Here is a 15,351-nt window from a genome sequence, read left to right on the forward strand (position 1 = left end):
ATCACCGCATAATGAACCTTATCGTTTAAATCACTTGCTGTGATAGGTTTGATGGTCTTTTCGCCATTCGATGTATCCAATAATTGCCATAATCGTGAAGATAAAATATTGAATCGATGTGATGCCTAAACCTTTGTAAATCATCATTGGTACGCAAATTAAATCACCCACGATCCAAAAGATCCAGTTTTCAATTTTACGTTTCGCCATTAACCACATTCCGACAAGGAAAATCGCAGTGGTAAAAACATCCAACCAGTTTGCCCAATCCAGATGATATAATCCAAGCTTTACGTTGGTCATTGAAAATTGATTGTCGATAAAAGGTTTGTAATAATAAACGATGGTGACTAAAATTAGACTTATAAAAAATAATATTCCGGAGAAAAGCCATTCTTTTTTGGTCGCCCAGGAAACTTCTACGTGAATATGATCTTTCGAACTTTTTGACCATAAGATCCAGCCATAAACACTCATCACGCTGTAGTAAAAATTGATCATCATGTCGCCAAGAAGTCCGAATTTATAAAGGATATAAACGTAAAGTACAGTAGAAATAATTCCTGTGGGATAAACCCAGATGTTCTTTTTGATCGAAAAGAAAACGCTTAGCAAACCGAAAATGGTGGCAATTGCTTCCAGAAAAATTTGATAAGTTTGGTAAGATTCGTAAGGCTTCAGAAAAAGATCGTGGAAATTCATGAGCTCAAAGATAGTAATTCTGTGAAATAAAAGAGGTCGTTCTTTAGTAGAGAAATTGTATAAAGCAATCGATTTTTCATCTCTAAGTCGACCAATTCGTGGTAGTGTTTACAACTTAGACATTTCAATTTTTATGCTTAATGAGGAAACGAGGTTTTAATTTTTCTCTTAAATTTTAATATATATTTGTTAAAAATAAATAGATATGACTAAAAATTTCTTAATGATGATCGCATTCTTAACATTTGCAAACGTTTATTCGCAGGAAGAAGGTAAATTCAGAGTCGGTTTAGATTTCGGGGTCGCCATTCCTACCGCGGGAGGAGTCGGAGCCTTGAGCGCAATAGAGCCCAAATATAATCTGAAAGATAATATGAATATAGGTTTGCGAATGGGAATCGCAGGAATGGTTCGAGACATTCAGGGTTCGACGAATTACGAAAGCGCTAAAGTTTCTGCAAATACCTCTTATCTGGCGACTTACGATTATTATTTCAATAATTCCGGCGGCTCATTCGTTCCATTTGTCGGGGCCGGAGCCGGATATTATTCCTTCGCGAGCGTTGTGATTGATAATAATTCCAATTCAAACGGAGTGTCGTTAGACATTGCAGGAAAATTTGCGGGAATGGCAAGAGCGGGATTTGAATGGCATAAATTCAGAATGGGCGCAGAATATAATTTTGTTCCAGAATCAGATCTACAGAACACGGCAGGTGAAAAGGTAGGAACTACGGCAAATTCTTATTTTGGAGTTTCCTTAGGATTTTTCGTAGGTGGTGGAAAGTGGGGTCAATAAACTCCCTTTGGTTTAAAGCCGAATTCTAACAGAAAGAAAACATTTTAGGACTTTTCCTGCTCCGATGAGGTTCCGAACCCATAATTATACGTTGGTCGACGTGTAATATGTGGTTACGAACGTATAATTTGGTGTTTGCGACGTATAATTATACGTTGGTTGACGTATAATTACTCGTTGTCAACGTATTGGATGAGGCCGGGAACGTATAATTATGGGCAAACAACCGCAAATGGTAAATGATCATTGTATACATAAAGCTTAAACTCCACAAGATTCTCCCTCATTACTCACTCCAGTTTTCGTTAAAATTTTATCTAGCAAACACCAATTCGTCATCGATGATTGCAGTAAATTAATACCTACAAATCCAGTTAACCACAACCAATTTTGGCTCACGTAAATTGATAAAAGGATACTTGTCAAAATCATGGTTCCGGCGAAAGCGTGTATTATTCTAGTTTTCATTTTATTTATTTTAATATTTATATTTTCAAAATTGCTGTTCCAAAGCGATCAAAGCAATGTGAACTTTGGATAATGTTTCTTGTCCTAAATTGAACTCTTCAATTTTTTTAAGAATTAAAGGCGTATTTTCCTCAGGTACAAAAACCGTAAATAATAGAGAGTCTGTTTCTGCATATGAAGAAGCAAACCAATTATCGACGACGTTGCTTTGAGCGTCATTTTTAAAACCTTTTACAGTACTGTAAGTAAAAGATTTTACTCCTGATTTTACCAAAATATTTTTGATTTCACTTTCAAATTCCTTGATCGCGGTGATGAGTAATAATTTCATAATTTGATGTTTTGAAAATTCTCTGTCGAAATATTATCCGACAGAGAAATAGGTTAATTAATCCTGAAGATCTCCTTCAATGGAAACGGATTCTGCTTCGATAACTGCAGGTTCGTTGTGAAGCCATTTTTTCTTTTCAGACATATAATAAATCAATGGAATAACAATCAAAGTCAAAAGCGTAGAAACGATCGCTCCAAATACCAATGAGATTGCCAATCCCTGGAAAATCGGGTCGAATAAAATCACGATTGCGCCAATTACCACTGCTCCGGTTGTTAATAAAATCGGTGTCGTTCTCACTGCTCCTGCTTCAATGATTGCGCGTTTTATTGGCGCTCCTTCTTTCAAACGAATTTCAATAAAGTCAATCAAAAGAATCGAATTTCTCACCATAATTCCTGCTAAAGCAATCATTCCGATAAAGGAAGTTGCCGTAAAGAAAGCGCCTAATAACCAGTGTCCGAGTACAATCCCAACCAGCGAAAGTGGAATAGGGATCATCATCATAATTGGGGTTTTAAAGTTTTGGAACCAACCTACGATCAACATATAAATAATGAGAATTACCACTAAAAATGCAACACCCAAATCCCGGAAAACTTCCAAAGTAATTTGCCATTCTCCATCCCATTTCACAGTATAATCAGATTCGTCTTTTGGCGCATTCATGTACAATTCGTTCAAGGAATATCCCGCTGGAAGTTTGATGTTTTTCAATTTTTCATCCATTCCGAGAATTGCATACGCCGGACTTTCTAATCCTCCTGCCATATCTGCAAGAATATAAACCACGCGTTTTTGGTCTTTTCTGTAAATTGATTTTTCCAAAGTTTCGCGCTGAACTTTTACAATATCACTTACCGGAACCATTCCTGCCTGACCTTTCACTTTTAAGTCCGTTATGTCGGAAATGCTGGTTTTGTCGCCATCATTTAATTTCATTACAATATCAATCGCGTCATTTGATTTAGGGTCAAATAAATTTCCGACAGAATGTTCGCTAATTAGATAAGTAAGATTTCCAACAATTTGTTGAGGTGCGACACCGTTCAACATTGCTTTTTCTTTATCGGCTACGATTTTAAATTCAGTTTGTGGCGATTCTACCATCCAATCTACATCAACAACATCATCGGTATTGATGAGGATTTTCTGAACTTCATCTGCAATTCGAACTTGCTCGTCATAATCTGGTCCGTAAACTTCGGCAACAATGGTTGATAAAACTGGCGGTCCAGGTGGAACTTCTACGATTTTTACATTCGCTCCATATTTTTTCGCAATCTTGTGAATCTCTGGACGAATCACTTTTGCCACATCATGACTTTGTAAATCGCGATCTTCTTTATGTAAAAGATTCACCTGAATATCTGCAGTATTGCTACTTCCGCGCATATCGTAATGACGAACCAATCCATTAAACGTAATTGGCGACGCCGACCCAATATAAGATTGATAATTCACCACTTCTGGAACGGTTTTCAAATATTGAGCAATGTCTTGCGTAACTGCAGCAGTTCTTTCTAAAGTCGTCCCTTCTGGTAAATCGATGACTACTTGAACTTCATTTTTATTATCAAAAGGAAGCATTTTCACCGCCACCCATTTTGCCGCAAAAGCAAACATGGAAATCATCAACAAAACACCCGTAATTCCGAGCATGGTCCATCTTTTCTTTTTGTTATCAAGCAAAGGTTGCTCAATCTTTTTGTATATTTTATAGATGAATCCGGTTTCTAAACCTTGCTCTTCTTTATGTTCCTCACTGTCTTTTACTTTTAATAAATGGAAACCTAAATAAGGCGTAATCGTTAAAGCCACAAAAAGGGAAAGTAACATCGCAATCGAAGCGCCAATCGGCATCGGCGACATATAAGGTCCCATCATTCCAGATACAAATGCCATGGGTAAAATCGCTGCAATCACTGTAAATGTTGCTAAAATCGTTGGATTTCCAACTTCATTAATGGCGAAAATTGCGGCTTGCTTAAACGGTAATTTCTTCATGTGGAAATGCCGGTGCATATTTTCCGCGATAATAATACTGTCATCAACGACGATTCCCACAACGAAAACTAGGGCGAAAAGCGTAATCCTGTTCAGCGTATAACCCAACATATAATACGCGAAAAGCGTTAATGCAAAGGTTAAGGGAACTGAGAAGAACACGACTAAACCGCCTCTCCAACCCATTGCGAGCATCACCAAAAGCGTCACTGCGACAATCGCAATTCCCAAGTGGCTCATTAATTCAGATACTTTGTGAGAAGCCGTTTCCCCGTAATTTCGGGTTACTTCAACATGGACATCATCGGGAATTAAAGTTTTCTTTAAAGTTTCCACCTGATCCAAAATCTCTGCAGAAATATGCATCGCATCGGCACCTTTTACTTTAGAAATAGAAAGGGTTACCGCAGGATATTCTGATAAAAAACTCTTGCCTTTTTCAGTCGCGTTTCCGTAACCGAAATTCACATAATTCTTTGTGGAGGAAGGTCCATCTTCAATTTTTGCAACTTGTTTTAGATAAACCGGCATATTTTGAGAAGTTCCAATGACCAGGTTTCCAACATCTTCAGCAGAATTTAAAAACTCACCAGTTGTTACCAAATATTCCTGATCGTTGCTCGCAAAACTTCCAGATTGTGAACTGCCATTATTGGCCTGAATCATTTGCATAATTCCCAACGCATCAACATTGGATTCTGCCATTTTATCTTTGTCAACTACCACTTGCAACTGTCGGCTTCTTCCGCCAATCACGTTCGTTAGGGAAACATCTTTAATTTTTTTGACTTCTGAAGCAAGTTCTTCGGTCATTTGTCTTAACTGAAAATCGCTGTATTTTTCACTCCAAAGCGTCAATCCCAGCATCGGAACATCATCGATGGAACGGGTTTTAATTAAGGGTTCGTAAACTCCTTTTGGAAAGATGTTTTTGTTTTTCATCATCTCATCGTAGAGTTTCACGTAAGAACGTTCGGTATCTTCACCCACGTAAAACTGCACGATAATCATGGCTTTGCCGTTCATCGCCATACTGTGAACGTGCTCTACACCTTTGATGTTGGAGATTATTTTTTCCAAAGGTTTCACCACGCGATTTTCTACTTCCGTAGGATTTGCGCCGGGATAACCAACCATTACGTCGGCCATTGGTACAATAATCTGTGGTTCCTCTTCTCTCGGTATTAATGTCGAACTGTACATCCCAATCGCCATCAACGCGACCATCAACAGAATTGATAGTTTTGAATTGATGAAGACTTCGGCAATACGTCCTGCTATTCCTTGTTGCATAATTATTAGTTTAATTTAACAATGAATCAATTTACCAGTGTAACAAATTTTATTTGAATTGATTGGTAGACTGTTACATTATTTTATTGTTACATTATTTAGTTACTTTTGCTCCGTTATAAAGTTTTCCTTGCGCCGAAACGATGTAAGGTTCTTTTGCTGTAAGTCCAGATAAAACTTCGACTTGATCGCCAAAATCTTTTCCTACTTTCACCCAACGAAGCACTGCCGTATTATTTGAACTGATGGTATAAACTCCCGTCAACTGGCCTTTTTCGACCAAAGCAGATTTCGGAATCATCACGCCTTCCTGAAAATCCTGATTCACTTTCCCAGAATTTTTAAAAGGAAACTGGATGTTCACAAACATCCCCGGCAATAAATTTTGACTTCCCGAAACATTAACTTTCACCATATATTGTCCACCAGTATTTGTCGATGATTTGCTTATTTCTGCTACGGTTCCGCCAACTTCTTGGTTTGTTGATTTCAAAGTAATTTTCACCGGCATTCCTTGAGTGATTTGGGTAATGTTTTGCTCCGAAACCAAAACTTGCGCTTGCAAAGCAGATGGAGATTCGATGGTTAACAGAGGCATTCCCGGACTTGCCATATCTCCTTGTTCTGCAAATTTAGCCGTGATTACTCCGGAAATTGGTGCGGTAATATTCGTGTAGCGATATTGAGAATTCACTTCACTTTTCATGGCTTGTGCGGCTTGTAAACCGGCTTGAGCCATTTCGTAGCGCGCTCTCATATCATCAAGTTCTTTTTGAGAAGCACTTTGATTTTTATATAAATTCGAGAAACGCTCGTAATCTTTTTTAGCTATATGATAACTTGCCTGTGCTTGAGAAATTTGCGCATTGGCTTGTCCACCTTTTGCCTGAATATCTGTGGAATTGATGCTTACCAATAATTGTCCCGCACTCACGTTTTGTCCAACTTCGGCTTTCATTCCCGTGATGTAACCCATCATTCTGGTACTTACATTCACGGTGTTTTTCGCGACTAATTTTCCACTTGCGCTTGCATAAGCCCCTTCAGAATTATTTCCGGACTGATTTACGGTTACTTGAATTGGCGTCTGCTTTAGTGCTGCATCCTTCCCGTCTGCCGAGCAACTGCTCATGGTTAATCCTAAAAGTAGGACGGAGTAAACTAATATTTTCATGTTGATTTATTTTGAGATTTGAGATTTGAGATTTGAAGATTTAAGATTTGAGATTTGAGATTTGAAAGATGTCTCTTGTCTCATATCTAATAATCTCTTGTCTAATTATTTTAAAAATTTAAAGTATTCCAGCGCCGAATTATATTCGAAAATCGCCTGTTGATATTCCAGTTCTTTTTGGGACATTTGAGTTTCTGCGGAAAGCAAATCAGAAGATTTATCTAAACCTTTATCGTATCTGTTTTTTCGGATTCTGTAGGCTTCTGCACTTTGATCCCAGGATAATTTGGTTAAAGAAACTTTGTTGTCCGCATCTAAAACCTGACGATACGATTTGTTGAGTTCTAACTGATTTTGTTTTTGATATTGCTGAATTTCAGTTTGTGCTTTTGAGAGATCTGCTTTGTAAACTTCTTTTTCGCTTTTGGCTTTGTAACCATCGAAGACATTCCAGGATAATTGCAATCCGAGTAAATAACCATTGCCATTGAATTTATAAACTTTATTGTCATTTAATTCAAAACTTCCAAAGGCATTTAATTTTGGTAAAAACTTCGCATCGGCTGATTTCATCATAAAATCGTAGGCTTCCAAAGATTTTTCATACGCCTGCAAATCTTTTCTGTTTTCATTGAGTTTTGGATTTTGCTCCAAAATATTTTCCTGATAAGAAAACTCATCCATCGGCTTGAAAACTTTATTTTCCGAATCTTCATTCAATAAAAAATAAACATAATCCGAAGCATTTCTCACATTAGATTTCGCATATTGAATCTGACTTTCAATTTCAGAAACTCTAACATTCATATACAACACTTCAGATTTCTGAATCATTCCGTTTTTGTAATAATTATCGATGACTTTTTTGTTGGCCAATGTTGTGTTTTTTGCTTCTTCTAAAACTTTCACCACTTTATACGCCATTTGCAATTGGAGATAGGCTTTATTCAAATCAAACTGAAGATATTCTTTGGTACGTTCTGCTTTTATTTTCAAAACGTCCACTTTTACTTCTCCCGCTTTTTTCTGATAAACCGCATCTTTATTAAAAATGGGTTGCTGCACTTCTAATTTCGTAGCGAAATTGAAAATATTATCGGGATTATTTAATTGAGTTGGATCGAAATCCATCATCGTAATTCTGGATTGGTTGAGTTTTGTTCCGAAAGCCATCAACGGACTGTTAGTCGCAGTTCCTGTGTAAGAAGCGGTTACGTTGGGCAAATACATTGCGCGAGTTTGCAACAAACCGGCTTGTGCAGAATTTACTTCATCATTCGCCAATTTCAAGGAAAGGTTTTGACCTTCAATTCTGGATTCTAAATCTTTTTTAGAAATTTGAATGGTATCCTGCGCGAAAATTTGTGTTGATATAAATAGTAGGAATAATACTTTCTTCATGTCTTAATAATTTGATGACAAAAGTATTGCAGTAAAAAATCCTGCACAGTGACAAATGTTACAGAGTCTATTAACATTGAAAGTTAGCAGTGTTTTTTTCGCACGGATTTCACAGATTTAAACGGATGAATGTATTAGTTTGAAATTATTAATTGATGTCAAAAAAAAATCTGTGAAAATCCGTGTGATCTGTGCGCTGAAAATAATTAAGATGTGGTGCAAAATGAAAAACCCCGAAATTAATCGAGGTTTTATCTGCAGAATATAGTGATGTATTTAAATTTTACCATTCAAACTTCCCCAACCGCCACCGTTGTGAACGTCGGTATAGCCATTATTCAAAAGAATTGTTTTCGCAGAACCACTTCTCATTCCAGAAGCGCAACATGTAATAATCGTTTTGTTTTTGTCCTTTAATTTGCCAAGATTATTTTGAAGTTGGTCCACCGGAATATTGATGGAACCTTTAATATGTCCACTTGAATATTCTCCTTTGCTGCGAACATCAAGGATAATTGCGCCTTTTTTTACAAGGTCTGCGTAATCTGTTTTTGTGAAGCCGAATAATTGATTAATAGTATCTAACATAATTTTGAGTATTTGATTGATTTAATACTGCAAATTTAGGTCAGCCAAATTGGGACTACAGTAATCTATATCACAGAAGTTCAATTTTATTTCGGGAAAGAATTAAAAGATGATCTTTTTCCATTTGTTTGAGAACTCTGCTCGTTGCTTCCCGTGTAATTCCAAGTTCATCCGCCAATTGCTGATGTGTTACTGAAATTTCTTTAGAATTATACAGTTGAGTTTTCTGTTTGATGAGGTGTAAAAGTCTCGTATCAATTTTTTGGAAAGCCACCGAATTCACAACATCCAGTAATTCCTCAAATCGTTTTTGATAGAGATCAAAAATAAATTCCGTCCAGTCTGGATATTTCTTCACCCATTCTTTGGCTTTATCTGCCGGGATCAGCATGATATCTGCATCTTCTTCTACAATGGCTTTGATTTTCGATGTTTCATTTTTCATTCCGGCCAGAATTGAAACGATGCAGCTTTCACCCGGCGTTAAATAGTAGAGTAGGATTTCGCGACCATCTTCTTCAGTCCGGATAACTTTAATACTTCCGGAAATAACCACGGGAATATGTTTGATATAAGAATCCATGTTCACGATAGTTTCACCTGCTTTAAAATGTTTCAGGTTACCGGAATCTTCAATTTCTTTCACTAAATCGGACTGGAAAATATCTTTTAAAATCATAGTTCAAAGTTAATCATTAATATTATTCTACAATTTCCGTCCAGATAACAGAGGAACATTAAACAATGCACAATTCCAGGCACAATGTTGATGTATTTTTCGGTTTTACATTTTTAGTATGAATGTCAGGTTTTTACCGCTTGCAAAAGTGTTTAAGAAAAATATTTTATCGAATTATAGTTAATAATTATTAAATTTTTATATTTTTGGGAATCTTAAACAAAAATCAAATGTCAAATCTTTGGAAAACAAAATCCCTCAGTTCACTTCTTGCAAGCGCAGAAGATTCGGAAAAGGGACTAAAAAGAACTCTTAGTGCAGCTTCACTGGTCGCCCTGGGAATTGGAGCTATTATTGGCGCAGGATTATTTTCTTTAACCGGAATTGCTGCTGCAGATAATGCAGGTCCAGCCGTGGTTTACTCCTTTATATTAGCTGCTTTAGGATGTGCATTTGCCGGACTTTGTTATGCTGAATTTGCCTCCATGATCCCAGTTGCAGGGAGTGCCTATACTTATTCTTATGCAACAATGGGTGAATTTATGGCCTGGATCATCGGCTGGGATTTAGTTCTTGAATACGCACTTGGAGCTGCCACGGTTGCCGCTTCATGGTCACAATATGTCGCAAAATTTATGCTGAGTTTCGGCATTACTTTACCCGTTTCCCTTTTGCATGGTCCATGGGACGTTATCGTAGATGCGAACGGCGTTTCTTCGACACCCGGAATTTTAAATCTACCTGCGATCCTGATCATTTGTTTGCTGTCTTTACTATTAATTAAAGGAACGAAGGAATCAGCGTTGATCAACAATATATTAGTAATTCTAAAAGTAACCGTAGTTTTAGTATTCATCGCACTTGGTTGGGGTTTCATCAATCCAGCGAATCATACTCCTTTTATTCCTATCAATCAAGGTGAAGTCTTGATGGATCAGGGGAAAATGGGTTTCTTTGAATTTTTCCAGAGTGATTATTTCGGACATTATGGTTGGAGCGGAATTTTACGTGGAGCCGGAGTTGTTTTCTTCGCATTCATCGGTTTTGACGCCGTAAGTACTGCAGCACAGGAAGCAAAAAATCCTCAAAAAGGAATGCCGATCGGAATTATCGGATCATTGATCATCTGTACCATATTATATGTGCTATTTTCTTACGTTTTGACAGGTTTAGAAAATTATGTCAACTTCAAAGGAGATGCAAGTCCGGTGACAACAGCTTTTGCGAAAACTGGATATACCTTTTTAAATTCAGCCTTGACCATTGCAATTATTGCAGGTTACACTTCCGTAATGTTGGTGATGTTGATGGGTCAGAGTCGTGTATTTTACAGCATGAGTGTTGATGGTTTGTTGCCTAAATTCTTCAGTGATCTTCACAAAACAAGTCAAACTCCCTGGAAAACCAACGTAGCGTTCATGATCTTCGTGAGTTTATTTGCAGGATTTGTACCCGTTTCAGATTTAGGACACATGGTAAGTATCGGAACTTTATTTGCCTTCTCTCTCGTTTGTATCGGCGTGATCGTAATGAGAAAAACAAATCCAGATGCAGTTCGTGGTTTCCGCGTTCCATTTGTACCGGTTTTACCAATTTTAGGAGTGATCATTTGTGTGGCGTTAATGGCCGGTTTACCGAAAGAAAGTTGGGAACGACTTGCGATTTGGTTGGCGCTCGGTTTAGTCGTTTACTTTGTTTACAGTAAGAAACATTCTAAGCTTAATAATGATAATTAAGCGATATTAATTATACTGATCCCGCCAATTTTTGGCGGGATTTTTTTTTACACTTCTATTTTTAAATTTTCTATTTTTGGGTAAATTATTTTTTATGAAAAATGCTTTTAGGATTCTAATTTTTCTTTTTTGTCTGAATTTTTCTTTTGCGCAAAAAGTTGAATTTGAAACCCTATTGAAAGATCAAATTTCGATTCGTGCCTTACAGATCTACGATGGGAAAGTTTGGTATTCCGGAACTGATTCTAAATTTGGCTATGTCAGTTTAAAAGATTCTGCGGACAAAATGCAGATGAGACTTTCTGAGGAAAAACTCGAGTTTCGGACTTTGGCGCAGGATTCTAAACAATTTTATGCTATTAATATTTTGAGTCCAGCGTACCTATTTGCTATAAATAAGAAATCGTTAAAATATAAGATAACCAAAGTTGACACTGCTAAAACTGCTTTTTTTGATGCTTTTATTTTTGATAAATTCGACAGAGGAATAGCAATCAGCGATCCGATGGAAAGTGGAAATGCTAATCCGCTCCTATTTTTTAAATCTGTGTTAAATCCAAAAGAAACAGTTAGACCGACTTTCCCAAAATATTTTCCGGGTGAAGCCCATTTCGCTGCAAGCAATACCAATATTGCGATGAATGGCGATAAAGTCTGGATCGCAACAGGTGGAACACACTCAAGAATATTTAAATTTTCCTGGAGTGATCCAATGAAGTGGGAAGCGTTTGAAACACCATTCGTCCAGGGAACTTCTTCCACAGGAATTTATTCCATCGATTTTTACGATAAAAATTTCGGTATCGCAGTTGGTGGTGATTATACAAAACAAGCCGAAAATATCGACAATATTGCAACCACGAACGATGGTGGAAAAACCTGGCAAATTCAAGCTTCCGGGAAAAATACTGGTTATAAAACCTGCGTAAAGTTTCGTCCTAAATCTAAAGGAAAAGACATTATCGCAGTCGGTGATCAAAACATAGAATTCTCTTCTGATTACGGCAAAACATGGAAAACCATTTCTGAAGAAAAGGGATTGTATGTTTGTCAATGGATCGATCAGAATACGGTAGTTTTCGCCGGGAAAAACAGAATTGTGAAAATGAAAATTGAGTGATGCTTTTAAACATTGCTACGTTTTTTATTTGCATTAGAAACTGTCAAAACTCATTTTGACTGGTAAGAACTTTTAAGTCATAATTCGACAACTCCTAACAAATTTCGTATTTTTGCACAACGAAATTTCAAACTGAATTTCAGAATTACAACTTAAACCAGAGTTAAAAATGAATTCTTTAATCGATAAATATAATATTCCCGGACCTCGATATACGTCTTATCCGACCGTTCCTTTTTGGGATGATGCTAGTTTCAGCAGCGATTTATGGCAACAATCTGTCCTTAAAACATTTAATGAAACCAATGATTCCGAAGGGATCTCCGTTTATATACACCTTCCTTTTTGTGAGCAGTTATGCACTTTTTGTGCGTGTCATAAGAGAATTACAAAGCAACATTCTGTAGAAACTCCTTATCTGGAATCTGTTTTGAAAGAGTGGGATCTGTATGTGAAACTTTTTGGCAGAACTCCAAAAATTAAAGAACTTCATTTAGGCGGCGGAACACCAACTTTTTTCTCGCCAGATAACTTGAGAATATTACTGGAAGGTATTTTTTCAAAAGCAGAAATCGCGGACAAACCACAATTTTCTTTTGAAGGACATCCCAATAATACGACAAGAGAACATTTACAGACTTTATATGATTTAGGGTTCCGACGCGCCAGTTTTGGTGTTCAGGATTATGATCCTAAAGTTCAGAAAGCCATTAACCGAATTCAGCCTTTTGAAAACGTGAAAAACGTTACGGAAATGGCGCGTGAAATTGGTTACGAAGGTGTTTCTCACGATTTAGTGTTCGGACTACCTTTCCATACGTGGGAAAAAATGGAATTTACAATTCGCAAAACGTTGGAATTAAAACCAGACCGTTTGGCTTTTTATTCTTACGCACACGTTCCCTGGATCAAAGGCGTCGGACAAAGAGGTTTCGATGAAAATGATTTGCCAAGTGGGGAAGAAAAAAGAAAGCTTTACACCAACGGAAAAAAATTACTGGAAGAGTTAGGATATATCGAAGTAGGAATGGATCACTTTGCTTTGCCACACGATGATCTTTATCAATCGATGGTTTCCGGAGATATTCACCGGAATTTTATGGGATACTCTTCCAGCAAAACCAAATTAATGGTTGGTTTGGGAATGTCTGCAATTTCAGATTCCTGGTATTCTTTTGCCCAAAGCAACAAAAGCGTTGAAGAGTATCAAAAGCTTGTAGAACAAGGGATAATTCCTGTTGTTAAAGGTCATGTTTTGAATGAGGAAGACCTCATTATCAGACAGCATATTCTGAATTTGATGTGTCGTTTGGAAACTTCCTGGGATCTGCAAACCAGTTTCCCGGAAATCGAAAATGCTTTAGAATCTTTAAAGGAAATGGAAGCCGATGGTTTGGTAGAAATTTCTGACAACTCCATAAAGATCACCGATAAAGGTCGAGCCTTCACCAGAAATGTGGCGATGACTTTTGATTTAAGAATGATGCGAAACAAACCCGAAACCCGGATTTTTTCGATGACGATATAAAAAGAAAGCGGCTTGAGAAAGTCGCTTTTTTTTTTGGATGTTTTTGAAGTTCAGTAAAAGTTTGATTCAAAACTGTCGGCAGATTTGATTATCTTAGGGAAATAAAATATTGAAAAAAATTCCTTTCTATGACCATTTCAAATAGTTCAATTAAAGATATTCCCGAGATATTCAGACTTTACAAACTCGCGACTGACTATCAAAAAATAAAATTTCCCGGAAATGTCTGGCCCGATTTCGATCTCGAATTTATCACCACAGAAGTTCTTGAAAATAGACAGTTCAAAATTACCATCGATGACAAAATTGCCTGCATTTGGGCAATGACTTATAATGATTTAGCTATTTGGGAAGAGAAAGAAAACAATGATGCCATCTACATTCATCGCATTGCGACAAACCCAGATTTTAGAGGGAATAATTTTGTCCAAATGATTGCGGATTGGTCCAAAGATTTTGCGAAAAAAGAAGATAAGAAGTTTGTCCGAATGGATACTTGTGGCCAGAACGATCGTCTAATTAATCATTATAAAAACTGTGGCTTTGAATTTTTAGGAATGAAAAGACTTCAAGCTTCTTCCGAATTACAGGCACATTATCAAGATGCAGATGTTTGTTATTTTGAGATTGAAGTGAATTAAATTTTCTTTAAAACGTGATGACTAAATACTTTAGCCTAATATTACTATTCATTTTTGCGTTTTTTTTCAGTCAGAAAAAGCAGTGTTACTGCGCAGAAGATTCGGAGATGAATAACGCCACAACTTCCTGTGAAACCAAAGTTCTGCAAAATGGCGGAAAATTGTACTGGCAATATAACTGTAATAAAATTTGGCTCACTTTAGAAAATAAAAAGAAGAAAATAGAAATTGATCAAATAGATGTTTCTGATTTCGGGCTCACTTATCGTTTAGGATTTCACTTCATCAAAGAATATAAGAATAGTCTCTTGTTCCGAACTGGTTGTGGTGCGAACGGACCTTGTTCTTATATTTTGATCGATAAAAATTCGGGTAAAAAATTGAAAGAATTTAACCAGTTGATTTGCATTGATACCGATATTAAAACGGAGAATGCACATCCATACTCATTTCCGTTTGTTGTTTATTTATCGCCAGAAACTGATCATCTTATCATCTATTTCATCGACATTCAAAAAATAATTAAAGTTCCTTTCAGAGAAAAGTTGGTTTATGCCATACCGGAAAATCAATTCACAAAAATGGAAGTTAGAAATAACACATTAATCATTACTTACGATACGAGTACCGATATTTTGAAATCATTAAAAATTGACTTGAAAGACCAGTATTAATAATATTTTCAGCCGCTGATGAAAACAGGTATTTTTTAAATGCATATATTAGTTACCTTAAATCAGATGGTGTAAAAGCAATATTAACTCAAAATTAAAAACGAATATGACCTTAAAACAAGCCACTTTACTGGCAATCTTCGCAATTGTAATACAAGTACTTATTTCGATTAGCTATATCTTACAACTTCAGTATTACATGGTTCT

14 protein-coding genes are annotated in these 15,351 nt (G+C 36.6%); 6 read left to right on the plus strand and 8 right to left on the minus strand.

What is annotated here, in order from left to right; all coding sequences use genetic code 11:
* Nucleotides 1-30: 30 nt before the first annotated feature.
* The gene (gene pnuC, locus IV494_RS00945; RefSeq protein ID WP_196078300.1) at nt 31-702 is read right to left on the minus strand and encodes a nicotinamide riboside transporter PnuC; all 672 of its coding nucleotides are present in this window, start codon (nt 700-702) and stop codon (nt 31-33) included.
* A 205-nt stretch (nt 703-907) separates the two neighbouring features.
* Here pnuC and IV494_RS00950 point away from each other — a divergent pair, with 205 nt between their 5' ends.
* A complete protein-coding gene (locus tag IV494_RS00950; protein ID WP_196078301.1) occupies nt 908-1,501 on the plus strand; it encodes a hypothetical protein in 594 nt (197 codons plus the stop codon).
* Nucleotides 1,502-1,762: 261 nt separating this feature from the next.
* Here the strand turns inward: IV494_RS00950 and IV494_RS00955 are convergent, their stop codons facing one another.
* The 7 genes from IV494_RS00955 to IV494_RS00985 all read right to left on the minus strand — a co-directional run bounded on the left by IV494_RS00955 (nt 1,763) and on the right by IV494_RS00985 (nt 9,445).
* On the minus strand, nt 1,763-1,969 hold the full coding sequence (locus IV494_RS00955) for a YgaP family membrane protein (protein ID WP_196078302.1): 207 nt from the start codon (nt 1,967-1,969) through the stop codon (nt 1,763-1,765).
* 25 nt (nt 1,970-1,994) lie between these two features.
* Nucleotides 1,995-2,300 (minus strand): hypothetical protein, encoded by a 306-nt coding sequence (locus IV494_RS00960; protein ID WP_196078303.1) that lies wholly within the window; start codon nt 2,298-2,300, stop codon nt 1,995-1,997.
* Nucleotides 2,301-2,357: 57 nt separating this feature from the next.
* Nucleotides 2,358-5,603, minus strand: coding sequence for an efflux RND transporter permease subunit (locus IV494_RS00965; RefSeq protein WP_196078304.1), 3,246 nt, complete (start codon nt 5,601-5,603; stop codon nt 2,358-2,360).
* A gap of 94 nt (nt 5,604-5,697) precedes the next feature.
* Nucleotides 5,698-6,777 (minus strand): efflux RND transporter periplasmic adaptor subunit, encoded by a 1,080-nt coding sequence (locus tag IV494_RS00970; RefSeq protein WP_196078305.1) that lies wholly within the window; start codon nt 6,775-6,777, stop codon nt 5,698-5,700.
* A gap of 105 nt (nt 6,778-6,882) precedes the next feature.
* The gene (locus IV494_RS00975) at nt 6,883-8,178 is read right to left on the minus strand and encodes a TolC family protein (RefSeq protein WP_196078306.1); all 1,296 of its coding nucleotides are present in this window, start codon (nt 8,176-8,178) and stop codon (nt 6,883-6,885) included.
* A 276-nt stretch (nt 8,179-8,454) separates the two neighbouring features.
* Entirely contained in the window at nt 8,455-8,766 is a 312-nt protein-coding gene (locus tag IV494_RS00980) for a rhodanese-like domain-containing protein (RefSeq protein ID WP_196078307.1), read from the minus strand.
* 70 nt (nt 8,767-8,836) lie between these two features.
* Nucleotides 8,837-9,445 carry a Crp/Fnr family transcriptional regulator gene (locus tag IV494_RS00985; protein ID WP_196078308.1) on the minus strand — a complete coding sequence of 203 codons (609 nt, stop codon included), beginning with the start codon at nt 9,443-9,445 and terminating at the stop codon, nt 8,837-8,839.
* A 230-nt stretch (nt 9,446-9,675) separates the two neighbouring features.
* Here IV494_RS00985 and IV494_RS00990 point away from each other — a divergent pair, with 230 nt between their 5' ends.
* The 5 genes from IV494_RS00990 to IV494_RS01010 all read left to right on the plus strand — a co-directional run bounded on the left by IV494_RS00990 (nt 9,676) and on the right by IV494_RS01010 (nt 15,144).
* Complete coding sequence (locus IV494_RS00990) at nt 9,676-11,181, plus strand: amino acid permease (RefSeq protein ID WP_196078309.1); 1,506 nt, start codon at nt 9,676-9,678, stop codon at nt 11,179-11,181.
* Nucleotides 11,182-11,356: 175 nt separating this feature from the next.
* Nucleotides 11,357-12,301 (plus strand): WD40/YVTN/BNR-like repeat-containing protein, encoded by a 945-nt coding sequence (locus IV494_RS00995; RefSeq protein ID WP_230379805.1) that lies wholly within the window; start codon nt 11,357-11,359, stop codon nt 12,299-12,301.
* Nucleotides 12,302-12,470: 169 nt separating this feature from the next.
* The gene (gene hemN / locus IV494_RS01000) at nt 12,471-13,829 is read left to right on the plus strand and encodes an oxygen-independent coproporphyrinogen III oxidase (protein ID WP_196078311.1); all 1,359 of its coding nucleotides are present in this window, start codon (nt 12,471-12,473) and stop codon (nt 13,827-13,829) included.
* A gap of 128 nt (nt 13,830-13,957) precedes the next feature.
* The gene (locus tag IV494_RS01005; protein WP_196078312.1) at nt 13,958-14,470 is read left to right on the plus strand and encodes a GNAT family N-acetyltransferase; all 513 of its coding nucleotides are present in this window, start codon (nt 13,958-13,960) and stop codon (nt 14,468-14,470) included.
* A gap of 107 nt (nt 14,471-14,577) precedes the next feature.
* Nucleotides 14,578-15,144: a hypothetical protein gene (locus tag IV494_RS01010; RefSeq protein ID WP_196078313.1), complete on the plus strand. Its 567-nt coding sequence runs from the start codon at nt 14,578-14,580 to the stop codon at nt 15,142-15,144.
* The last annotated feature ends 207 nt before the right edge of the window (nt 15,145-15,351 follow it).

This window comes from Kaistella gelatinilytica, assembly GCF_015679325.1.
Classification (GTDB): domain Bacteria; phylum Bacteroidota; class Bacteroidia; order Flavobacteriales; family Weeksellaceae; genus Kaistella; species Kaistella gelatinilytica.